Source organism: Kineosporia sp. NBRC 101731 (assembly GCF_030269305.1).
GTDB lineage: Bacteria > Actinomycetota > Actinomycetes > Actinomycetales > Kineosporiaceae > Kineosporia.
Genome location: NZ_BSTC01000010.1, coordinates 161,373 through 182,647 on the forward strand (window position 1 = coordinate 161,373; position 21,275 = coordinate 182,647).

Here is a 21,275-nt window from a genome sequence, read left to right on the forward strand (position 1 = left end):
TCTAGGACTCCTCTGACGTCGGGCGGCTGGAGGTGTTCGTGACCGTCCCGGTGGTACCGGATCTGGTACCGGGCTGGTCACCCTGACCGCCCTGCCCACGGCGCATCCCTGCGCGCAGAGCGGTCAGACGGGCGCTGACGTCGGCAGGTGAGTCGGCCATACCCGGCCGGCCCCGCTGGGAGCGTTCGGCCGCCGCGTCCAGGTCGATGACCCGGCGCGGAGAGCGGGCCGGACCGCCGCCATCCTGCCGCTGGCTGCGGGGAACCCGCTTGCGCAGGCCGTTCTGGGTGTGATCGACGGGGCCCCCGGCGAGCGGGATGCCCGCCGTCTGGGGGGACCCGGAGGGCGACACCCGGCGGGGCGTACCCGGGGTGCGCGCCTGCGCCGGCCGCAGCGATCCGGTCGGGCGAGTACCCGAGGGTGGGGTGCCGGGAGCCGGCTTGGCCGCGGGCAGCCCCAGACCGGCGGCCGGGGTGCGAAGATCGATGAAGCTGCCGTTGTGGGGCTGGGAACCCGGCCCCCCACGGTCCTCGTCGTCGGCGCCGGTGCCCTCGTGCGTCCTCTGCTCGAACTGGTGGGCCACCAGATCACCCGGCTTCGCCCACCGGGGGGTGCCCGCGACATGGCCGGGCGCCGGAAGGTCGGCGGTCAGGCCCTGACCGCCGAGAAGCTGGTCGTCGAAACCCGGGCCGGCGAAGTTCTGCTCACCGGGACCCTGATCGTCACCCCGGTGGGCCGGGGCCCGGCCGATCTCGGGGGCGAACCCGCGCTCGTCGAACCGGTCGACGGCCGGCTCGATCACCGGCAGGTCCTGGACCCGGGGACCGGGAACCCCACCGATCTCGCTGATCTGGGCGTCGTCGACGAGCTCGCCCGGGTCGTCCGGCACCCGGGGGATGTCGCGCAGCTGGTCGTGCAGCGGGTCGTCCAGTGCGTCGAGCCGCGGCAGGGCCAGCAGCGGGGCGGGCTGGTCGTAGTGCTGGACGACCGGCGCCTCCTGCAGCGAGCGCACCTCGACCGACAGCGACGCCGCCAGCAGCGAGGCCGGCAGGATCACCCGGGCGGTGACCCCGGTGACCGGGGAAGGCAGCAGTTCGACCTGAACACCGGTGTCACGGGCCAGTTTACCGACCACGAAGTGCCCGAGGAAGCGGGTCGGGGCGGCGATGAAGTCGCCCTCGCCGCGCAGTCGGCTGTTGGCCAGACGGAGTTCCTCGGGAGTCATGCCGACGCCCTGGTCGGTGACGGCGATGAGGTAGCCGTCGGCGATCCGGCGGCCCTGCACCTCGACCTCGCTGTCGGGCGGGGAGAAGGTGAGGCCGTTCTCGATCAGCTCCGAGAGCAGGTGCGCGATCGAGCCGATCGCGCTGCCCAGCACGTTGGCCTCGTCCACCCGCCGCAGTGCGACCCGGCGGTACTCCTCGACCTCGGAGACGGCGGCACGGATCACGTCGGCCACCGGGACGGCCTGGGACCAGGTGCGTGGACTGGACGCGTCGACCAGCACCAGCAGGCTGGAGGCGTTGCGCCGCATGCGGGTGGCGAGGTGGTCGAGCTCGAACAGGTTGGCCAGGGCGTTCGGGTCGACCTCCTCGCGCTCCAGCGAGGTGATGAACCCGAGCTGGCGGCGGATCAGGTTCTGGTTGCGGCGGCCCAGGTTGGCCAGCGACTGGATGGTGTCGCGCCGCTGCAGGGCCTGCTCGGTGGCCAGTTCGTAGGCGGCCGCCTGAAGGTGGTCCAGAGCAGTTGCCACGGAACGAATCTCGTCGGTGGCGCGGGCCGGGACGCGGACGGTCCCGGGCGGCTGCGGCGGGGAGTCCGGATCGGCGTTCTGCGCGCGGCGCACGGCCTCGGGCAACCGGTTGACGGCCAGGTCGTCGGCCTCGGCGGCGAGCGAGGCCAGCGGTCGGGAGATCGACAGCGCGGCCAGGGTGGACAGGTAGATCGACCCGGCGAAGCAGACCAGCACGGCGACCAGCAGCAGCCCGATGCGGCCGGCGGCCGCCTGCTGCAGGTCGTGGGCGCGCTCCTGGATCTGCGAGCCGACGTGCTGTTCCAGCTGGTCGGCGTCAGCGAGCAGGGTGCCCATGCCCGACCACCACGACTGCGGGTTGACGTTCAGGTGCCGGCCGTCGCCGGCCTCCAGCGCGGTCTGCTCGAACGACTGCACCACCTGTGCCGCACCGGTGGAGAAGATGAAGCTCAGCGACTGCTTCTGCCCGGTGGTCGCGTACTCGCCGAACTGGTCGAGCGAGTACTGGTACTCGGCGCGCATCTCGGACAGGCGCATGAACTCGTCGCCGCTGAAGCCGCCGGCCGAGTAGACGCCGTTGAGGAAGGCACGTTCCTGGGACAGGCCCTCGATGCCGTGCTGCAGCGAGCGGAAGGCCGTCAGACCGCGGCGCAGCTGGGTGTCGCCGCTGTTACCGAGGCCCAGGTCGACGTCGGCCAGACCCGCGATGCGCTCGGTGTAGTACTCGAAAGTGGCCGTGCGCCCGGCGCTGTCGATGTCCTTGCCGGCGTCGGTGGAGGCCCGGATCGCGGTCAGCCCGTCGAGCTGGCTGAGGGCGGAATCGACCCGGGCCCCGTCGCCGTCGCTGTTGCCGACGAGCCCTTGCACCACCCGGCGCTGGCCGTCGACCTGACTGCGGGCTGGCGCGAGCTCGGGGGTGAAGCTGCTGTTGCCGCCCTGCACCGCGGCGGTGACACCACGCTCGGTCTGCAGGGCAGTGACCAGCTTCTGCACCTCCAGCGACAGGGTGACCGCGTCGGCGGTGGCGGCGGCGTCGCGGTAGCTGCCGATCTGCTGGGCGGACAGGATGCCCAGCAGGAGCAGGATCACGGCGGCGGGCAGTGCCAGGATGCGCGCGACGCGGCGGCCGATGGTGCTGCCACCCCCGCCCGGGCCACCGGCTCGGTTCCCTCCGCGCCGTCCCGGTGGCGTGCGATGACGCGGCTCGGGAAAGGCGGTACCGGCCGAGGAGCCGGCTGGGTTCGCCGGATCCGGGGACGGTCCCGGCCGACCGGAGCCGAGTTGCGCCGGCTCGTGCTGGACCGCTGTCAACGGTTCCTCCGTGGCTGCTGTTTGGCCCGCCCGGCAAAAGCACTTGCCCGGCGGCCCGACCCGTACGAATGGTTCGTAGCTGTGTGTAAAGGAGTAGTCGCGGCTGGATGTACTTAACCAGTCCTTCGCGCCTCTTGAACAGCCAAATGACGGAATTCGTTGACAGAACGCGATTCTGGATGCGCCTCGGGTCGTCAGGGGTGGCGGGAGTGAATGATGTCGCCTCGGATAACCTGATGTTTCGAACGAGATCCGGGTTCAATCGGATTGACGACGAGGCGGCCAATTGCGGTTTTATCCAGGGCCAATTTCAGCGATTTGAAAATTGCGAGGAATCCGCGCTGTCATGGCAGTGCGACATCTGAGACCCGTGTTACAGATGATGTCTCTGGTAATGCTTCTTGTTAACCCTTGGTCAAAGGCGAGGCGTGCTTATTTCGGAATTCCCCGAATGCGCAAGGCTGAGAGTTTGAGCACGTCGCGCGCCCTATCCCGGGACTACCCGGAGTAGTGATGCCTGGCCAGGTCCGGATCATGAATGGATCAGCTGTGGATCAGGTGTGGATCGGGTGCGGATCGGGTGCGGATCGGGTCGAGCTCACGTCCGGCCGGGCACGACCAGACCGGACTCGTAGGCCAGCACCACGGCCTGCACCCGGTCCCGCAGATCCAGCTTGGACAGGATGCGGCCCACATGGATCTTCACCGTGCCCTCGGACAGGTGCAGCTCCTGCGCGATCTCCCGGTTCGACCGGGCGGCGGCCACGAGCAGGAAGACCTCGCGCTCGCGATCGGTCAGCCCGGCAACGGCGTCACGGCTGGGCCGGCCCTCGCCGGCGTCGTGCCGGTCCGGGGGCAGCAAGGTGACCAGGCGGCTGATCAGCCGGGTCGTGGTGGTCGGCGCGAGTACCGATTCGCCCCCGGCCACCGTGCGGATGGCACCGATCAGCTCGTCGGTCGGGGCGTCTTTCAGCAGGAAGCCGCTGGCCCCGGCCCGCAGCCCGGCGTACACGTACTCATCCACGTCGAAGGTGGTCAGGATCAGCACGCGGGCGGAGGGGTCGGCCTTCAGGATCGCCTCGGTCGCCGAGATGCCATCCATCCCCGGCATTCTCACATCCATGAGCACGATGTCGGGCTTCAGTGCCGACGCCATGCCGACACCGGACCGGCCGTCGCCGGCCTCACCGACCACGGTCATGTCGTCCTCGGCGTCGAGGATCATCCGGAACCCCATGCGCAGCAGCTGCTGGTCGTCGACGAGGAGAACACTGATCACGACGCCACCTGTTCGCTCGCTCCGCTCACTCCGGCCGGACCCCGATGCGGGCGTGGACCTGCCAGCCGGCCGGGGACATCGGCCCCGACCCGACCTCACCACCATAGGCGTGCACCCGCTCGCGCATGCCGGTCAGGCCGCGTCCGCCCCCACGTTCGGGGGCCGGCGCCGCGCGCAGGCCGCCGCCGTCGTCCTCGATCGTGACCAGCACCTCGTCCTTCCCGAACGACAGCCCGACCCGGGCGCTCGCCCCGGCCCCGGCATGCTTCATGGTGTTGGTGAGCGACTCTTGAACCAGACGGTAGAGGGTGAGCTGAACTCCCGGGCCCACCACCACGTCCTCCATCCTGCCGGTGACCTCGTACGCCACCGGTAACCCGGCCGCCCGCACGTTCTCCAGCAGGGCGTCGAGGCCGCCCAGGTCGGGCACCGGGTCGCGGTCGTGCGGATCGGCGCCGGAACCGTTCTGGGCCGAGGAGTTGCCGTCGAGCACCCGCCGGGTCTCCGCCAGCGCCTGCCGTCCCGTCGCGGATACCTGCCGCATCACCTCGGCCGCCCGTTCCGGCGACTTCACCGCCGTGCGGGCCGCCGCGTCGCTGAGGGCCACCACGACGGTGAGGTGATGCGCCACGATGTCGTGCATCTCCCGCGTCATCCGGGCCCGCTCGGTCTGAACGGCCAGCTCGTGCTGCTGGTCGCGCTCGCGTTCCAGGCGCTCGGCCCGGTCTTTCAGTTCGGCCAGGTAGGTGCGGCGGGTGGCGGTCCACAGGCCCAGGCCGATCGCCGCGGCCGTGGCCGCCAACGTGAAGATCACCGAGTCGGTCAGCGTGACCTGGGGCGACGTGTTCAGCGTGGTGATGAACACGATGTCCAGTCCGACGGCGGCGACCGCGGCCCGCAGCCGCGACTGGTAGGCCGCGACCGTGTAGAGCGCGACCAGCAGCGCCAGGTTCGGGCCGGTGATCTCGCTCCAGAGCGGCACGGTGGCGAACAGGGCGGCCAGCGTCCAGAACACCGGTGCCGGGTGGACCCGGCGCACCACCAGGGGCAGGCAGCACAGCATCTGGATCACGGCGGAGGTGCCGCTCACCCCCCGCACGTCGGACCGGAGCACGAACGTGGACATCACCAGCAGCGTCACCACCACGTCGAACGCCCAGGAACGCCTGCTCATGATGCTCATCCTCGACGCTTGTCCGCCGCTTCTACACGTCGACCCGGCGCAGGCGCCACGCGGCGATCCCGACCAGCACGACCGTGTAGACGCAGAACACCCCGAAACCGGTCCACGGGGCCAGGGAACCGTCACCACCGTTACCGAAGACGGCCTGCCCCGCGGTGTTCGGCAGGTACTTCACGACCGCGTCGCCCAGGCTCGAGGGCAGCAGGCTGAACAGGGGAGGCACCACGAAGAACACGGCGACCAGGGCGGAGATACCGGCGGCGGTGTTGCGCAGCAGGGTGCCCAGCGCCATCGCGAAGATCCCGGCCACCGTCACGTACAGGGGCACGCCCACGATCGTGCGCAGCACCCCGTCGTGGCCCAGCGCCACGTCGAGGTCCTGGCCCGCCAGCACGGCCTGGGTCACGAGGAACGCCCCGAACGACGCCACCAGCATCACGGCGAACGTCACGGCCGCGAACACCGCGATCTTGCCCCACAGCACGGGCAGGCGCCGGGGCACGACCGTCAGGCTCGCCCGGATCATCCCCGTCGAGTACTCGCCGCTGATCAGCAGCACACCCAGCACCCCGGTGGCGAGCTGGGCGAACGTGCTGCCCTGGGCGCTCGCGGTGACCGGGTCGAAGAGGGCCCGCTGGCCCGCGTCCATCGTGTCCCACTGGCTGACCATCACGGCACTGAAGAGTGCGGCGATGCCGACCAGCAGACCGACGGCCGCCACCAGGGTCCAGACGGTGGAGCGCAGCGAGCGGAACTTGATCCACTCCGAGGCAATGACGCGGCTCTGGGTGACCCGCACCGGGTTCGCGGTGCGCTCGGGCGTCGCGGTGCTCATACCGCCACCTCCTGCTTCATCTGGTCGACGGGCTGGTTCCGGTACTCCACGGCGTCGTGGGTGAGCTGCATGAATGCCTCTTCCAGCGAGGCGCTGCGACTGGTCAGCTCGTACAGCGGCAGGCGCTCCCGCCAGGCCACGATGCCGATCTCCGGTGCGGTGAGACCGAAGACCTCCAGCACGCCCTCCGCCTCGCTGGTCACGGTGATGCCCGGGCGCAGCAGGGCCTGCCGCAGTCGGGGGGCCTCGGGGGTGCGCACGAGCACGCCGTTGCCGGTGGCGCGGGAGACGAACTCGTCGACCGTGGTGTCCGCCACCAGCTTCCCCCGGCCGACCACCACCAGACGGGTCGCGGTCTGGGCCATCTCGCTCATCAGGTGCGAGGACACGAACACCGTGCGCCCTTGTGAGGCCAGGGCCTTGAGCAGGTTCCGGATCCACAGCACGCCCTCCGGGTCCAGACCGTTGACCGGCTCGTCCAGGATCACCACGCGCGGATCGCCGAGCAGTGCGCCGGCCACGCCGAGGCGCTGGCCCATGCCGAGGGAGAACCCGCCGACGCGCTTCTTCGCCACCTCGGCCAGCCCGACCATCTCGATCACCTCGTCCACCCGCCGGGCCGGCACGCCGTTCGTGGCGGCGAGCGCGAGCAGGTGGTTGCGGGCGGAGCGGCCGGTGTGCACGGCCTTGGCCTCCAGCAGGATGCCGAGCTCGGCCATCGGGGCGGCCGACCGTCGGTAGTCGGCGCCGTTGACGCGTACGCGTCCACGGGTGGGCTCGTCGAGGCCGGCGATCATCCGCATCGTGGTCGACTTCCCGGCCCCGTTCGGCCCCAGGAACCCGGTGACGGTTCCGGGTTGCACGGTGAAGGTGAGGTCGTCGACGGCGACCTTGTCGCCGTACTCCTTGCGCAGGTTCTCCACTTCGATCATGGCTACGAGCCTAGGAAGGGGGGACGTCGGTGCGCGTCTGCCGGTCGGCACGCCTTTCGGGTGTCCGGGTAGAGCCGGCGGACGACGCGGGTATGTCTCTGGTCGTACGGGGCTGGGTGGTACGGGGCCTGGGAGTACGGGGTGCCGGCGTCACCGGCCCTGGGGTCGGCCGGGCGTCAGCGGACGGCGTGCCAGGTGCTCAGGAGCCAGGGCAGGGCCAGGGCGCCGGTGGGGACGGCGATCAGGGCGAGGGCGCCGGCGTAGACGGCCGCGGCCAGGCCTGGCGGGGCGACGGAGACGGGGGCGTCGACGAGGCGGCGCAGGCGGGGGAGTACTCCCAGACCGGTCACCTCGGTCTGTTCGCCGCTGTCCGCAGTCTTCTGCCCGGTCAGAGAGGTGGGGGAGGTGGGGGAGGCGGGGCTCTCCAGGGCGGTGCTGCTGCCCAGGGTGGCCAGGGCGGCGATCAGGGGCTGGGGTCCGTGCAGGCGGCGGGCGGCGTCGTCGGCGAGCAGTTCCACCAGCACGGCCGACTGCTCCAGTGCGGCCTGGGTGCCGGCCCGGCGGCCGGCCGCCTCGTAGAGCACGGTGAAGAACTCCAGCAGCAGGTCGTGCCGGGCCCGCAGGTGGGCCCGCTCGTGCTCGATGACGGCGGCAACCTGTTCGGGGGTGAGGTCGCGCAGGGCGGCGTCGCTGATGACGACCCGGGAGTCGCGGCCCGGAAGGCAGTAGGCGTAGGCGGTCTCGCCGCTGCTGAGCACCCGGATGTCCTGGGCGTCGGGCATCCCGGTGCCGGCCAGCAGATCGACCAGATCGCGGTGACGACTGCGGTGACGACGCAGGCGACGGGCCACCTGGATGCCCACGTAGTTGAGCTTCACCAGGGCGACCACGGTGAGGACGAGCAGGCCGGTGGCGATCGTGAGGTGTAGTGCCCCGGTGGCGTCGATCTCGGACAGGGACGCCGGGCGTTCACCCGCGCGCACGGCGGCGTCGGGCAGCAGGAGGTTGAACACCAGGGCCTGGATGGTGGCGAGCGAGGCCCCGAACACGGCCAGCAGGGCGGACACGGCGACGGCCTGCCACAGCACCACCGCGGGCCGGGGCACGGTCAGCAGCCACCGGGCCCGGGCGAGAACGGCCGGCACCGGCCAGATCAGCGTGATCGCAAGCAGCCAGAGCCAGGCCGCGGTGGTCACGGAGCGCGTTCCGGCGTGCTCTGCGCCGTTCCGCTCAGCGCGGCCTTGAGGAGTTCGGTCTCGTGGGCGGACATCCGCCCGACGAAGTGCAGCAGCGCCGCCTGTCGCGCCTGTGCGCCACCGACGTCGCCCAGCGCGTCCATCATCAGTTCGGCCGCCATCTGCTCCCGGGACTCGGAGGCGGAGTACAGGTGGGCCTTGCCGTCCCGGGTCTGGCTCGCGAGGCCCTTCTTGGCCAGTCGCTGGAGCACGGTCATCACCGTGGTGTAGGCCACGTCGCGCTGCTCGCCGAGGGCGGCGTGCACGTCGCGCACCGTCACCGGGGCCGGGGACGCCCACAGGCGGTCCATGACGTCGCGTTCGAGATGACCCAGGCTCACTCAGTCATCCTACCTTCGCTCGGCCTCCGGTACGAGGGGTCGTAGTACGACAATGGGTCGTACTACACTCTGTCGTAGATGGGCCGTAGGGTTCATCGTCCCGAACCACATCGCCACAGGTCCCAGCGCAGGTGCGTGCCGGCGGGTGGAAGTCAGAAGGGTCAGCCCAGTGGACGTCACAGACCTCGCCCGGCTCCAGTTCGCGGTGACGACCGTCTACCACTACCTGTTCGTGCCCCTGTCGATGAGTCTCTCGCTGCTCACCGCGGGATTCCACACCGCCTGGCTGCGCACCCGCCGCGACGATCTGAAGCGGGTCACGGTGCTCTGCGGTCAGTTGCTGCTCATCACGTTCGCCGTCGGAGTGGTCACCGGCCTGGTGCAGGAGTTCCAGTTCGGTCTGGCCTGGAGCAGCTTCGCCCGCTTCTACGGCGACGTGTTCGGCCCGACCCTGGCGATCGAGGGCATGCTGGCCTTCTTCCTGGAGGCGACCTTCCTCGGCCTGTGGTTCTTCGGCTGGGACCGCCTCCCGAAAGGTCTTCACCTGGCCACCATCTGGGTCGTCGCCATCGGCACCCAGCTGTCGGCGTTCATCATCCTCTCGGCCAACTCGTTCATGCAGAACCCGATCGGCTACTCCATCAATGAGCAGACCGGTCGCGCCGAGCTGAACGACTTCTCCAGCCTGCTCTTCAACAAACTCAACCTGGCCGCCTACCCGCACGCCGCGTCCGGTGCCCTGATGACCGGTGGCGCCCTGCTGCTGGCCATCTCGCTGTGGAACCAGTTGCGCCGTCCCGGTGTCGACCGCGCCGCCGTGCGCGTGCTCGGCCGGGTCGGGGCCTGGGTGGTCGTCGTCGGCGGGGCGCTCGTCTCGATCAGCGGCGACCGGCTCGGCGTGGTCATCTCCGAGGTGCAGCCGATGAAGATGGCGGCCGCCGAGGCCCTCTACACGACCACGACCGGCGCCCCCTTCTCCCTCTTCTCCTACGCCGGGCCGGGCGAGACCGAACCGTCCGTCAAGATCGACATTCCCGGCCTGCTGTCCTTCCTCGTCACCCACGACTTCCACGGCACCGTCCAGGGCATCAACGACCTGCAGGCGCAGTACACGCAGCAGTTCGGCGAGGCCAACTACGTGCCCTGGGTGCCGGTCGCGTTCTGGTCGTTCCGGCTGATGATCGGCGTCGGTATGACCGCCGCCGCGCTGGCGGCGCTGTACCTGTTCGTCACCCGCCAGGACCGCGACCTGCCCGCCTTCCTGAGCAACCCGCGACTGCGCCCGGTCGTCGTCCTCGTCCCCGCCGTCATCGGGCTGATGCCGCTGGCGGCCAATGCGATCGGCTGGATCTTCACCGAGACCGCCCGCCAGCCCTGGCTCGCCTTCGGCCTGTTCCGCACCGAGCAGGGCGTCAGTCCTGGCGTCACGGCGGCCGAGGTGATCATCTCGATCGTCGGATTCACCATCGTCTACGGCATTCTCGCCGTCGTCTGGGTGCGCCTGATGTGCCGGCTGGTGCGTTCCGGGCCGGGATCGGGGGAGACGGAGCACCACGCGCCGGCGGTGTCCTCCGACGGCGACGGTGACCACACCGAAACCGCGACCGACCACGACGACGCGCGCCTCGTCCTCACTTACTGATCTGACTGATTGCTGGAGAAGGCTTCTCATGGATCTACCCGTGATCTGGTTCGGCGTGATCATCGCCGCCTGGGTGCTCTTCTTCGTGCTCGAGGGTTTCGACTTCGGGGTCGGCATGATCGCCGGCCTGGCCCGCCGCCCCCGGCACGAACGCGACGCCGCCGTCCGCACCATCGCCCCGACCTGGGACGGCAACGAGGTGTGGCTCGTCGGTGCGATCGGCCTGATGTTCGCGATCTTCCCGGACTGGTACGCGTCCGTGCTCTCCAGCCTCTACCTGCCGATGGTGCTGATCCTGCTGGCGCTCGCCGCCCGGGGCGTGGCCCTGGAGTTCCGCGGCAAGTACCACGGCGAGGGTGAGGAACGCTGGAAGGACCGCTGCGACGCGATCATGGCCTGGTCGTCCCTGCTGGTCGTCGCGCTCTGGGGTGCCGTCGTCGCAGTGCTCGCCCGGGGTCTGGCGATCGACGGGCAGGGTGAGGTCATGGGCGGTGGCTGGAACCGCAGCATCGACCCGCTCCTCACCTGGGAAGCCGCAGCCGGTGCCCTCGGCGCGGTGCTGATGGCCCTGCTGGTCGGGGCGCTGTTCCTGTCGCTGCGCACCACCGGCCCGCTGCGCGACTGGTCGCGTGGGCTGGCCGTACAAGCCGGAAGTGTGCTCGCTGTAGGAATTCTCGCCGTGGCCGCCCTCAGCGGTCAGTTCGTGGTCGCGATGCTCGTGGTGCCGGCGGCCGGGGCCGCGGCCGGCGCCCAGCTGCGCCGCGAGGGACTGGCCTTCACCGCCGGGGCCCTCACCATCGCGCTGGCCACCGTGCTCGGGCTGGCCTGGCAGGCGCCCACCCTGGTGCCCAGCACGCTGGACGCCACCTGGTCGATCACCATGGACAGTGCCGTCACCTCGGACTTCTCGCTCGAACTGATCAGCTGGGCGGCCCTGTTCATCATGCCCGCCGTGGTGATCTACCAGGCCTTCTCCTACTGGATCTTCCGCAAGCGCATCAGCAGTGCCCGGGTGACCACGGCATGAGTACCCCTCCCGTCCGTCCCTCCTCCCCGACGGTGCCGCGCCCCCGTGGGCCGGTGGACACCCGGGTCTTCCGGCTCGTCCCGACCCTGCGCGGCGACGCGGCCGGGCTCGGTGCCCTCGCCGCGCTCGGGGCTGCGGCGCTGCTCGGCCAGCTCGTCGCCGCGGCCTGGGCCGTCACCGTGGTCGAGACCGGGACGTCGCCCTGGCCGCCGCTGACTGCTTTCGTGGCAGCCACTCTCGTGCGCAGTGCGCTGCGGTCCGTCGAGCAGGTGCTCACCGCCCGGGCGGCCGGGCGGGCCCGGGTCGCGCTCGGCACCGCGCTCGTGGGCTCGGCCCTGCGGCTGTCGCCGGACCGGCTGGCGGAAGCCGGGCCGGGCCGGATCTCGGCGCTCGCCACGAACGGTGTCGACTCGCTGGAGAAGTACGTCACCCGTTACCTGCCCGCGGTCGTTCCCGCCGTGCTGCTGCCGCCCGCGGTGATCGTGATCCTCGCGCTGCTGGACCCGCGCTCGGCCGTCGTGGTGGTGGTCACCCTGCCCCTGATCCCGTTGTTCGCCGTGCTCGTGGGGCGGTTGACCGAGTCGCGCTCGGCGCAGCAGTGGCAGCTGATGTCGAAGCTGTCCTCCCATTTCCTCGACGTGGTGCAGGGACTGGTGACGCTGCGGGCCTACCGGCGGGCCGACCGGCAGGTCGAGGTACTCACCGCGGTGGGGGAGCGGCACCGGGCGGCCACGGTGCGGGTGCTGCGGATCGCGTTCCTCTCCGGCACCGCGCTCGACCTGGTGGCAACCCTGTCCGTCGGCCTGGTCGCGGTCGAGGCCGGGTTGCGCGTGGCCGCGGGTGATCTGGGCCTGGGAACCGCGCTCGTCGCCATCCTCGTCGCTCCCGAGGCGTATCGTCCCGTCCGCGAGCTGGGGGCCCGGTTCCACGAGAGTGCCGATGCCACCGCTGTTCTCGATGAGGTTTCGGTGCTGGTGGACGATGTTCCCGCCCCCGTCGCGACGGCCGGTGGCGTTTCGCTCCCGTCGGGTGTCGCGCTGGTCGCCGACCGTCTCACGGTGCGGTTGCCCGGGCGGTCCGAGCCGGTGCTGTCGGGTGTCGGGCTCTGGGTGTTCGCCGGTTCGATCATGGCGGTCGTCGGGCCCTCGGGGGTCGGCAAGACCACGCTGATCCGGGTTCTCGCCCGCCAGCTGACCCCGGAATCGGGCTTCGTGAACGGAGCCGACCCCGTCTACCTTCCGCAGCGGCCCAGCTTTCCCCTGGCCCGCACGGTGCGGGAGGCGGTGACGGCGGCCTGGCCGCAGGCCTCCCGCGAGGTGATCGACGAGGCCCTGCGGGACGCGGCGGCCCTCGACTGGATCAATGCCCTGCCCGCCGGGCTCGACACCGCTCTCGCCGAGGACGGACGTGACCTCAGTGCCGGCCAGCGTCAGCGTCTGGCGCTGGCCCGGACCTACGTGCAGGCGGCCGGGCACGCGGCCCGGGTGAGGCCCGTCGTCCTCCTGCTCGACGAGCCGACCGCCCACCTCGACGACGTCACCGAGAAGGCGGTGCTGGCCGGTCTGCGCCGCCGCGCCGACAGCGGTACCGCGGTGGTGACGGTTGCGCACCGCCCGGCGGCCATCGCGGCAGCGGACGAGGTGACGCACCTGTGGGGCAACACGTCCCGGGTGTCTCTGCCCGGTGATCCGGGCTCGTCCAGGGCGGTGAGTTCTGTCGACCAGGCCGTTGTCTGGTCGCAGGTGGAGGAGATCGCGCCGTCGGTGGTCCACGGTGGAGGCCGGGCCGGGGCGGGCAGTCTGCCGGGTCTGGTTCCGTCTCCCCGCCCTGGCGCGGGGTCGTCGGCGGTGGTCTCGCCGTCTGGCCCATCGCTCTTGAGAGGGAGCGATAACAGGCTTTCGCGGGTGGAAGATGAAGATCTTGAAGGCCGCTCCAGTCACGCTGATTCCCCTCCGGCGCGGGAGCCTCAGGGCGACGCCGTGCTACCGGGTTTCGGCCGGGCCTGGGCCGACGCCAGGCCCACGCGCAGCTGGATCCCGGCCCGCCTGCGCACGGCCTCGATGAACCTGGCCCTGGTGCTGGGTACGCTGTCGTCACTGTCCGGTGTGGCCCTCACGGCGGTCGCCGCCTGGCTCCTGACGAAGGCCTCGGGGCAGCCACCGATCCTGACTCTCACCGTGGCGGTGGTGGGGGTGCGGCTGTTCGCCGTCACGCGTCCTCTGCTCAGCTATCTGGACCGGCTCGTCGCCCACGACGTGGCGCTGGCCGATCTCGGCCGGTTGCGGGCCCGCGTCTACGCCGATCTCGTTCCGCGGGTGCCCGGTCCGGCTCTGCCCCGGCGCGGAGACCTGCTGACCCGTCTGGTGGACGACGTCGACGCGGTCGGCGACACCGTGCTGCGCTGGCGACGTCCGGCCACCGTGGCCGCGGCCACGCTGGTCGTTGCGCTGCTCGTCGCCGCGATCATTGACCGGACCGCCGCGCTCGCGGCTCTGCCCGGCCTTCTGCTGGCCGGCGTGGTGGCCCCGGTCGTCGCGGGTGCCGGAGCCGATCGGCGGGCCGAGCGCACGGCCGAGGCGAAGGCGGGCTACTCGCAGACCGTGGTCGAGGTGCTGGCCGGGGCCGAGGACGTGAAGGCGCTCGGCGCCACGGCAACCGGGGTCGAACCGGTCCGCACGGCTGGTCGTCACGCCACCGAGGCTGACCGGGTCCAGGTGCGTCGCAACGCCCTGGCCGAGTTTCTGCGGACGGCCGGGGCGGGTCTTGCCGTGGCCGGGGTCATGCTCGTGACCACCGGCATCACCGGATCCACCGGTCTCACTCTCCAGCAGGTGGGGGTGCTCGTGCTCGGCACCCTGGCCCTCGCCGACGTCACGGCGACCCTGCCCGACGCCGTCAATGCCCGTACCCGAGGACGCATCGCCCGCCGCCGTCTGGCCCAGGTGCTCCAGACCCCGGCGGCCAGTGTCGATGCGGTCGTGGATGCTTCGGCTCGGGAGCTGGGCCCGGTCGGGCTTGATGTCGCTCCGGCTGGTTCTGGCGTCACCCTGGCGGGTTCTGGCATCGCCCCGGCTGGTCCGGGTGTCGAACTGAGTGCTGTCGTGGCCGGCTGGGACAGGTCCGGTGCTCCGGTGCTGACCGGTCTCGACCTGGATCTCGGCCCGGGGCGACGGATCGCGGTGCAGGGGCCGTCCGGGAGCGGCAAGTCGACGCTGGCCGGTCTGGTGTTGAAGTTCCTCGACCCCCGGGAAGGCCGGCTCAGTCTCGCCGGCCGGGACTACGGGACGCTGGCGGGCGACCGGGTGCGGGAGAGCATCGGGTTGGTGCCGGACGACGACCACGTCTTCGCAAGCACCGTGCGGGAGAACCTGAAACTGGCGAAACCCGATGCGAGTGACGGTGAACTGCGCGTCGTGCTGACCCGGGCCCGGCTGGGGAACTGGTTCAACGCCACCCCCGACGGACTGGACACCTGGCTGGGGGAGCGGGGTGCCACGATGTCTGCCGGTGAACGTCGGCGGATGGCCCTGGCCCGTGCTCTGCTGGCGGACCGGCCGGTGCTGGTGCTCGACGAACCAGCCGAGAGCCTGGACGCCGAGACCGCGCAGGCTGTACTCGCCGACATACTTGACGCCTCCTCGGGGAAAACCGTGCTGCTGGTCACACATCGCGCCGAGGGTCTCGATGCGATGGATGCCGTGCTGCACCTGGAGAACGGAAGCCTGGTCAACGGAAATCTGGTCAACGGAAATCTGGGGGAGAGCGGCCCGAAGCGCTGACGGCGAGCGCCTTGAGTTACCGGTGCGGCCACCCGCCGGATCCCGGATCTGCTGGATCAGAAGGGCGGTTCACCCCGGTCGGGGAGAGGATCGGTTCCTTCGTCCCCGGGGGCATGCGGTGGCCGGGCCGTTGGTCCGCCCCCTACAGCTCGTACTTGAAACCCGCGTGCGACTGGACGAAACCCAGCCGGCGGTAGAAGCGATGAGCGTCCGGGCGGGTGAGGTCGGACGTCAGCTGGACCAGATGGCAACCCCGCGAGCGGCATTCGTCGATGATCCACCGCATCAAGGCCGAGCCCAGTCCGGACCCGCGCTCGGTACTCGACACGCGCACGGCCTCGACGATGGCCCGCGTCGCCCCGCGCCGGGACAGTCCCGGGATGAACGTGAGCTGGGCCGTGGCCAGCACCGTGCCGTCCCGCTCACCGACCACGAGCAACTGGCCGGCATCCTGTTCCACCCGGGTGAAAGCCTTCTCGTACAGAGGAAGATCGTCAGGGCTCTCGCGTTGTGCCCCGAGCCGGTCGTCGGCCAGCAGGCCCACGATGGCGGGGACGTCGGGAAGGGCGGCGCGGCGGAACTGAAGGTCGGTCATCGTCCCGCATCATAAGAAGTGGATCGGCTGACCGCCACACCTGGCGGGTCCGATGGCTGCGGATCCGGTTCAGGCTGCCTGCGACCGCTCCGAGGTTTCCTGCCCCCGGCGCTGGCCCGGGACCTGCCCTGACGACGTTCCGGTCGTGTGCCCACGTCGTTCGGTCGCCGCCAGGACCAGAAACCGGCCGGCCGTGCCGTAGCCCGCTCCGGCCGGGGCCACGAGCGGCAGATCGGCGATGAGATCGGCGCTGACGGAGGTGATCGAGGGCCGGTCGAGGGGCCCTTCCGGAAGCGTGCCGGCGGTCCCGGTCAGGGCCTGCCGCCCGGCCGCCCGGCCCCGTACGGCCAGTGCACGGCCCAGGGCGCAGGCCAGCATCACGCAGGCCATCGGAACCAGGGCCACGAATTCGACGAACATGACAGTTCCCTCCAGATGCCGGCCGGCCGCGCCGTCCTGTTGCCCGGGTTCTGGCATCTGTCGGCACTGACCATCAAAGCGTCACCCCGTGGGCGGAATTCGGCGATACCTGAGGACCGGCGTCATCCTCCGGGCGGATACTCGCGGGCCGGGAGCCACCCGGTCGGCGGATGGCGACCACGGCAACCCCCAGGAGCAGCACCAGCCCGCCCAGCAGTTCGAACGGTCCCGGCTCCTCGTGTTGCACCAGCCAGGCCGTGATCAGCCCGACCACCGGAACCAGCAGGGTGAACGGCACCACCTGGGCGGCGGTGTACTTGGCCAGCAGCGTGTTCCAGATGCCGTACCCGACCAGCGACGCGAGCACAGCGGTGTACAGCGTCGACGCCACGTTCCCGAGCGTGAGGTGGGTGAGCGCGTGGGTCACCTCGGCGAGCCCGTCGACCAGCAAGGAGAGAAGGACGAGGGGAACGGGCACCACGATCGCCGACCACACCGTCATCGCGAGCCCGGACTTCACCGCGGCCCGGCGGCTCAGCACGTTTCCGCACGACCAGCTCAGCGCCGCGCAGACGGCCAGGGCCAGGCCGGGCAGAGGTGTCTCGGCGGACCGGCCGACCGCCACGACGACGAGCCCGATCGCACCCATGGCCACTCCGATCAGGGCCTTGAGGCCAGGTCGTTCACCCAGCACCCCGGCCGCGATCACCACGGTTCCGACCACCTGGGCCTGCACCACCAGGCTGGCGAGCCCGGCCGGCATGCCGGCGTCCAGCGACAGGTAGAGGAAGGCGAACTGGCCCAGGCTGAGAAAGGTGCCGACCAGCAGCAGGGTGTGCCAGGGAACATCCGGCCGGGGCAGGAGGAACAACGCGGGGAGCAGCACCACGACGAACCGCAGGGCGACGAACAGCAGAGGCGGGAATCCGGCCAGTCCTTCGTCGATGACGACGAAGTTCATGCCCCAGATCACTGTCACCAAGACAGCCAGGAACGAGTCGCGAGTGGTCACGGACTCACGATGGCCTGGTCAACCATGAACGTCCATCGACGATCGCTGCCGGGGAATCGGTAGCATTGCTTCATGATGGATCTGGTGGCGCTGCGCTCCCTGATCGCCGTCGACGTCCACGGTACGGTCGCGGCGGCCGCGAGCTCCGGTGGTTACACGCCGTCGGCGGTGTCGCAGCAGATCAAACGGCTGGAGAAGGATCTCGGGGCGGTCCTGCTGGAACGCGTCGGGCGTGGCGTCGTGCTGACCGAACAGGGGCGCACCCTGGTCAAGCACGGGCAGGGAATCCTGCGCCGGGTCGAGGCCGCGACTGCGGGCCTCAGCGCCGATCAGGGAGAACCGTCGGGGCCGTTGCGGATCGTCGCGTTCTCCACGGCCGTGCGCGGTCTGGTGGCGCCGCTGCTGGCCGACCTGGCCAGGACCAGTCCGGCGCTCGTGCCGGAGCTGTTCGAGCGTGACCCTTTCGAGGCACTCGACGCCGTGGCCGCCGGGCAGGCCGACATCGGGCTCGTGCATCACTGGGTGGGGGTGCCGCTGCACCGTCCTGAGTACGTCGCCGCGCAGCTCATCGGCTTCGACACGGCCGATCTGCTGGTGCATCGCGACCACCCGCTGGCCGGGGCGGAGGTGGTCACACCGGCCGACCTGGTCGACGAACCCTGGGCCTCCACCCCGGTCGGCACGATCTGTCACGGCTGGTTCCTCTACATGTTCACCGGTTTCGCCCGTCCGCCGTCGGTCCGGTTCTGGTCGTTCGAGTTTGCCTCGCAGTTGCGCCTGGTGCAGGAAGGGGTCGCGGTGGCCCTGGTCCCCCGCCTGGGCCGGGGGGCGCTGCCCGACGGGGTGATCGCGGTGCCGGTCTCGGGTCCGGCCCCGACCCGGGTGATCGAGATGATCTGGCGGGACTCGATGTCCGCCAGTCCGGCCGTCCGGCACGTACGCGACCGGTGTGTCTCCGTCTTCGCCGACCATGCCGAGGTTTTCGACCCCTCACGCTGAGCCCGTTACCGGCGGGTGAATGAGAGTCATTATCAAATCATCCGCTATGGTCTTTCGGCAGGCAGGCGTATGACAAGAGACCGATGGCACTGACATTCGACGGGGGATGCGAAGATCATGGGCGAGGTGGAGATCCGGGCGGCCGGGCCCGCGGACCTGGAAGGCGCGGCGGCGTGCATGCGTGAGGTGCTCGACCGCGACCTGGGCGGCTACCAGGAGCGCTGGCACCGCGACATCGACAACCTGGCGGCCGCCTATCTCGAGGCGCCCCGGGCCGCGCTGTTCGTCGCGGTCGGGTACGGCGACGGCGAGCAGAACGGCGAGCATGAGGGGCGCGTACTCGCGACGACCGCTGTGCGTCCCTGCCATCTGGTGTCGCCGCCGAATCCGGAATGGCTCGCGGCCCGCTACAACGGCCCGGAGACCTGCCAGCTCGTGCGGGTCTGGGTGCGCTCGGCGGCCCGCCGTCGAGGGCTGGCCCGGCGACTGGTGGCCGAGGCGTCCGCCTGGGCCACCGAGATGGCCGGGTACGAAACGGTCTACCTCCACACGGATGCGGGAGTGCCCGGTGCGGAGGCGTTCTGGCGCTCGATGCCGACTGTCGAGGTGTACGACGCCAGACCCGACCCGTTCAACACGGTGCATTTCGAGATCGACCTGCCGAAGTTCCTCGGACGACCGGGCAAGGAGGCAGAGCACCGGTGATGCGGCGTGAAGGACAGGCCGAGGCCGGCACGGCCAGTACAGCCAGTACAGCCAGTACGGTCAGTACGGCCAGTACTTTCGGTAGCCGGATCGTCGCGGAGGCCGGTGATCTCGCCCTCCTGAACGACCGTACGGTCGACCAGGCCTACGCCGAGCAACTCGCGGGCCGCGTGGCCACCATCTACGAAAGTCTGCGGAGGCAACCGGGGCTGGCCCCGTCCACCATGGTCGATCGGCTCTTCACCGAGCTCGTCGAACTGTGCGGCGACGACGGCGGCGACCTGTCGCCGAGGGCGGCCCGGGTGCTGGGCGACGAACGCATCACCTCTCGTCTGGCCGGTCTGCACGAGCTGTGTGCCGAGGGTGAGTACCTGATGGAGACCCATTGGTCACGCCGCATCGCCGTTGCCGACCGGCCGCTGGAGGTGCTCGAGCAGTTCCCGTACCTGGGCAACTACCGTGAACTGACCCGGCTGGAGATCAACCTGCTGCGCTGCTTCGGCGTGGAACCCGGCAAGGCCCGGCGCATCTGCTTCCTCGGTGCGGGGCCGCTACCTCTCAGTGCGCTGTGCCTGTACGACGAACTCGGGGTGCCGGTGGACGTCGTGGACCGGTCGGCCGAGGCCGTCGCCCTGGGGTCCGCCTGCGTGAACGCACTGATCGGTCAGGGCGCCGTACGTTTCCACCGGGCCGAGGCGGCGGAGTTCGAGCAGGTGGCCGACGCCGACGTGGTGGTGCTCGGGGCGCTGGCCGGGCTGGACCAGGAGGCCAAGAACGCCATCCTGGCCTCGCTCTGGCAGCGGCTCGGTCCCGGTGCGGTGCTGCTGGTGCGCAGCGCAGCCGGGCTGAGGCGGCTGCTCTACCCGGCCGTGGGCACCCATGACCTGAGTGGATGGGAGCAGCTCGGGGTGCTCCACCCGCTCAACGACGTCATCAATTCGGTGATCGTCCTGCGTCACCCGTAATCGTCGTCCCGCGCACGACCACGGTGCGTACCCGGGTCAGCGCGGTGATGTCGGCCCGGGGATCGCCGTCGACGACCAGGAGGTCGGCGTCGATACCCGGCCGCAGGCGTCCCTTCGTGAATTCCAGGCCGCAGGCCTGCGCCGATACCGAGGTGGCCGTGGCGATCGCGTCGTCCGTGGCGATCCCGGCCCCCACCAGTTCGGCCACGGCGTGTGCCACGATGCCGTGCGGTTTCGCGGCATGGATCCCCGCGTCGGAGCCGCTGATCACCGCAACGCCCTGCCGGTGCAGTTTCTCGACCTGAACGAAACGATGGGCGGGCACCAGTCCGGTGCGTTGCGTGATCTCCTGCGCCTGCGCGGAGGGGCGGCTGCCGGGGATCCGCCCGAACGTCGGCCCGATATGAATCCCGCGATCCCGCAGTCGGTCCGCGAGATCTGTCGGTGTCTGCACGCCGTTCGCCGTCAGGCAGGTGCAGTGCTCGATGCCTTTCACCCCGGTGTCGATGCAGAGATTCACGGCATCCAGCGAGTGCGCGTGCGCGACCACCGGAAGGCCGTGGTGGTCGGCGCGTTCCACTACCAGAGCGAGGTCCTCGGCGGAGTACTGCAACGACAGCAGATCCGACCCCGGCGTCATCGCGCCACCACTGACGACGATTTTCACCAGTGGTGCACCCCGTTCGGCCCGTTCATCCACCGCGGCGACCAGATCGGCAGCACCCGCGGCCTCTCCGCCCATCGCCGCGCAGTGCCCGCCCGGTGTCGTGATCGGAGGCCCCGACGCCACCACGGCCGGTTCCCCGCGCGACGAGACCCGTTCCAGCACGGACCAGCGGTTGTCGCCGAGGTCCCGCACGGTGGTCACCCCGGCCCGGGCGTGGGCGAGCAACGACTCCCGTACCACCCGCTCCCGCTCGTCACCGGAGCGGTGCACGTCCCGCCCCAGGGCCCCGTCCCGCCCGTCCGCGATCAGGTGCACATGGGTGTCGATGAGCCCCGGCAGCAACGTTCCACCGTCATGCCGCCGAACCTCGAAACCCTCGGGAACAGGCCTCTGACCAGTGCTGACGCCGATAATCGACGAACCCTCGGTGAAGACGGTCGCGCCGTCGGGCAGAAACCGTTCCCCGTCGAAGGCCAGTGCTGCGATGTGTGCGACACGCTCCGGACTCGGCATGGAATTCAGTCTCGTACCGGTGCGTACCGTCATCAAGTGCTCACATCGTGATGATGGCCATGGTTGCGCGTGCCGAGTGCGT

General features: G+C 70.6%; 17 protein-coding genes. 6 read left to right on the plus strand and 11 right to left on the minus strand.

Annotation, left to right across the window (positions count from 1 at the left end; translation table 11 throughout):
* Nucleotide 1 precedes the first annotated feature (1 nt).
* The 7 genes from QSK05_RS25075 to QSK05_RS25105 all read right to left on the minus strand — a co-directional run bounded on the left by QSK05_RS25075 (nucleotide 2) and on the right by QSK05_RS25105 (nucleotide 8,869).
* Complete coding sequence (locus tag QSK05_RS25075) at nucleotides 2-3,064, minus strand: sensor histidine kinase (protein ID WP_285599771.1); 3,063 nt, start codon at nucleotides 3,062-3,064, stop codon at nucleotides 2-4.
* 598 nt (nucleotides 3,065-3,662) lie between these two features.
* A complete protein-coding gene (locus QSK05_RS25080) occupies nucleotides 3,663-4,343 on the minus strand; it encodes a response regulator (RefSeq protein ID WP_285599772.1) in 681 nt (226 codons plus the stop codon).
* Nucleotides 4,344-4,368: 25 nt separating this feature from the next.
* A complete protein-coding gene (locus QSK05_RS25085; protein WP_285599773.1) occupies nucleotides 4,369-5,517 on the minus strand; it encodes a sensor histidine kinase in 1,149 nt (382 codons plus the stop codon).
* Between the two features lie 31 nt (nucleotides 5,518-5,548).
* On the minus strand, nucleotides 5,549-6,361 hold the full coding sequence (locus tag QSK05_RS25090; protein WP_285599774.1) for an ABC transporter permease: 813 nt from the start codon (nucleotides 6,359-6,361) through the stop codon (nucleotides 5,549-5,551).
* Entirely contained in the window at nucleotides 6,358-7,293 is a 936-nt protein-coding gene (locus QSK05_RS25095; protein WP_285599775.1) for an ABC transporter ATP-binding protein, read from the minus strand. The genes QSK05_RS25090 and QSK05_RS25095 overlap by 4 nt, the downstream gene beginning before the upstream one ends.
* 176 nt (nucleotides 7,294-7,469) lie before the next feature.
* Nucleotides 7,470-8,489 (minus strand): M56 family metallopeptidase, encoded by a 1,020-nt coding sequence (locus QSK05_RS25100; RefSeq protein WP_285599776.1) that lies wholly within the window; start codon nucleotides 8,487-8,489, stop codon nucleotides 7,470-7,472.
* Nucleotides 8,486-8,869, minus strand: a complete 384-nt coding sequence (locus QSK05_RS25105; protein WP_285599777.1) for a BlaI/MecI/CopY family transcriptional regulator — start codon at nucleotides 8,867-8,869, stop codon at nucleotides 8,486-8,488. The genes QSK05_RS25100 and QSK05_RS25105 overlap by 4 nt, the downstream gene beginning before the upstream one ends.
* 169 nt (nucleotides 8,870-9,038) lie before the next feature.
* Between QSK05_RS25105 and QSK05_RS25110 the strand changes: the two genes are divergently transcribed.
* From QSK05_RS25110 to cydC, 3 genes are read left to right on the plus strand one after another with little or no spacing between them, the layout of a single operon-like run.
* Nucleotides 9,039-10,511: a cytochrome ubiquinol oxidase subunit I gene (locus tag QSK05_RS25110; RefSeq protein WP_285599778.1), complete on the plus strand. Its 1,473-nt coding sequence runs from the start codon at nucleotides 9,039-9,041 to the stop codon at nucleotides 10,509-10,511.
* A gap of 28 nt (nucleotides 10,512-10,539) precedes the next feature.
* Nucleotides 10,540-11,538, plus strand: a complete 999-nt coding sequence (cydB, locus tag QSK05_RS25115) for a cytochrome d ubiquinol oxidase subunit II (protein ID WP_285599779.1) — start codon at nucleotides 10,540-10,542, stop codon at nucleotides 11,536-11,538.
* Nucleotides 11,535-15,317: a thiol reductant ABC exporter subunit CydC gene (cydC, locus tag QSK05_RS25120; RefSeq protein WP_285599780.1), complete on the plus strand. Its 3,783-nt coding sequence runs from the start codon at nucleotides 11,535-11,537 to the stop codon at nucleotides 15,315-15,317. The genes cydB and cydC overlap by 4 nt, the downstream gene beginning before the upstream one ends.
* Nucleotides 15,318-15,459: 142 nt before the next feature.
* Here the strand turns inward: cydC and QSK05_RS25125 are convergent, their stop codons facing one another.
* The 3 genes from QSK05_RS25125 to QSK05_RS25135 form a co-directional block, all read right to left on the minus strand.
* Nucleotides 15,460-15,912, minus strand: a complete 453-nt coding sequence (locus QSK05_RS25125) for a GNAT family N-acetyltransferase (RefSeq protein ID WP_285599781.1) — start codon at nucleotides 15,910-15,912, stop codon at nucleotides 15,460-15,462.
* A gap of 69 nt (nucleotides 15,913-15,981) precedes the next feature.
* The gene (locus QSK05_RS25130; RefSeq protein WP_285599782.1) at nucleotides 15,982-16,332 is read right to left on the minus strand and encodes a hypothetical protein; all 351 of its coding nucleotides are present in this window, start codon (nucleotides 16,330-16,332) and stop codon (nucleotides 15,982-15,984) included.
* A gap of 73 nt (nucleotides 16,333-16,405) precedes the next feature.
* A complete protein-coding gene (locus tag QSK05_RS25135; protein ID WP_285599783.1) occupies nucleotides 16,406-17,344 on the minus strand; it encodes an EamA family transporter in 939 nt (312 codons plus the stop codon).
* 72 nt (nucleotides 17,345-17,416) lie between these two features.
* Between QSK05_RS25135 and QSK05_RS25140 the strand changes: the two genes are divergently transcribed.
* The 3 genes from QSK05_RS25140 (at nucleotide 17,417) to QSK05_RS25150 (ending at nucleotide 20,013) form a co-directional block, all read left to right on the plus strand.
* Nucleotides 17,417-18,343 (plus strand): LysR family transcriptional regulator, encoded by a 927-nt coding sequence (locus QSK05_RS25140; protein WP_285599784.1) that lies wholly within the window; start codon nucleotides 17,417-17,419, stop codon nucleotides 18,341-18,343.
* 117 nt (nucleotides 18,344-18,460) lie between these two features.
* On the plus strand, nucleotides 18,461-19,048 hold the full coding sequence (locus tag QSK05_RS25145) for a GNAT family N-acetyltransferase (RefSeq protein ID WP_285599785.1): 588 nt from the start codon (nucleotides 18,461-18,463) through the stop codon (nucleotides 19,046-19,048).
* On the plus strand, nucleotides 19,048-20,013 hold the full coding sequence (locus QSK05_RS25150) for a nicotianamine synthase family protein (protein WP_285599786.1): 966 nt from the start codon (nucleotides 19,048-19,050) through the stop codon (nucleotides 20,011-20,013). Before QSK05_RS25145 ends, QSK05_RS25150 begins: the two co-directional genes overlap by 1 nt.
* Here the strand turns inward: QSK05_RS25150 and QSK05_RS25155 are convergent.
* Nucleotides 19,982-21,193: an amidohydrolase family protein gene (locus tag QSK05_RS25155; protein WP_285599787.1), complete on the minus strand. Its 1,212-nt coding sequence runs from the start codon at nucleotides 21,191-21,193 to the stop codon at nucleotides 19,982-19,984. The genes QSK05_RS25150 and QSK05_RS25155 overlap by 32 nt on opposite strands.
* Between the last annotated feature and the right edge of the window lie 82 nt (nucleotides 21,194-21,275).

What these genes read in the sequence shown, in the direction of transcription:
- QSK05_RS25085 (WP_285599773.1), bottom strand. Translation starts at nt 5,517, where the DNA reads ATGAGCAGGCGTTCCTGGGCGTTCGACGTGGTGGTGACGCTGCTGGTG.
- QSK05_RS25090 (WP_285599774.1), bottom strand. Translation starts at nt 6,361, where the DNA reads ATGAGCACCGCGACGCCCGAGCGCACCGCGAACCCGGTGCGGGTCACC.
- QSK05_RS25095 (WP_285599775.1), bottom strand. Translation starts at nt 7,293, where the DNA reads ATGATCGAAGTGGAGAACCTGCGCAAGGAGTACGGCGACAAGGTCGCC.
- cydB (WP_285599779.1), top strand. Translation starts at nt 10,540, where the DNA reads ATGGATCTACCCGTGATCTGGTTCGGCGTGATCATCGCCGCCTGGGTG.
- cydC (WP_285599780.1), top strand. Translation starts at nt 11,535, where the DNA reads ATGAGTACCCCTCCCGTCCGTCCCTCCTCCCCGACGGTGCCGCGCCCC.
- QSK05_RS25125 (WP_285599781.1), bottom strand. Translation starts at nt 15,912, where the DNA reads ATGACCGACCTTCAGTTCCGCCGCGCCGCCCTTCCCGACGTCCCCGCC.
- QSK05_RS25130 (WP_285599782.1), bottom strand. Translation starts at nt 16,332, where the DNA reads ATGTTCGTCGAATTCGTGGCCCTGGTTCCGATGGCCTGCGTGATGCTG.
- QSK05_RS25140 (WP_285599784.1), top strand. Translation starts at nt 17,417, where the DNA reads ATGATGGATCTGGTGGCGCTGCGCTCCCTGATCGCCGTCGACGTCCAC.
- QSK05_RS25145 (WP_285599785.1), top strand. Translation starts at nt 18,461, where the DNA reads ATGGGCGAGGTGGAGATCCGGGCGGCCGGGCCCGCGGACCTGGAAGGC.
- QSK05_RS25150 (WP_285599786.1), top strand. Translation starts at nt 19,048, where the DNA reads ATGCGGCGTGAAGGACAGGCCGAGGCCGGCACGGCCAGTACAGCCAGT.
- QSK05_RS25155 (WP_285599787.1), bottom strand. Translation starts at nt 21,193, where the DNA reads ATGCCGAGTCCGGAGCGTGTCGCACACATCGCAGCACTGGCCTTCGAC.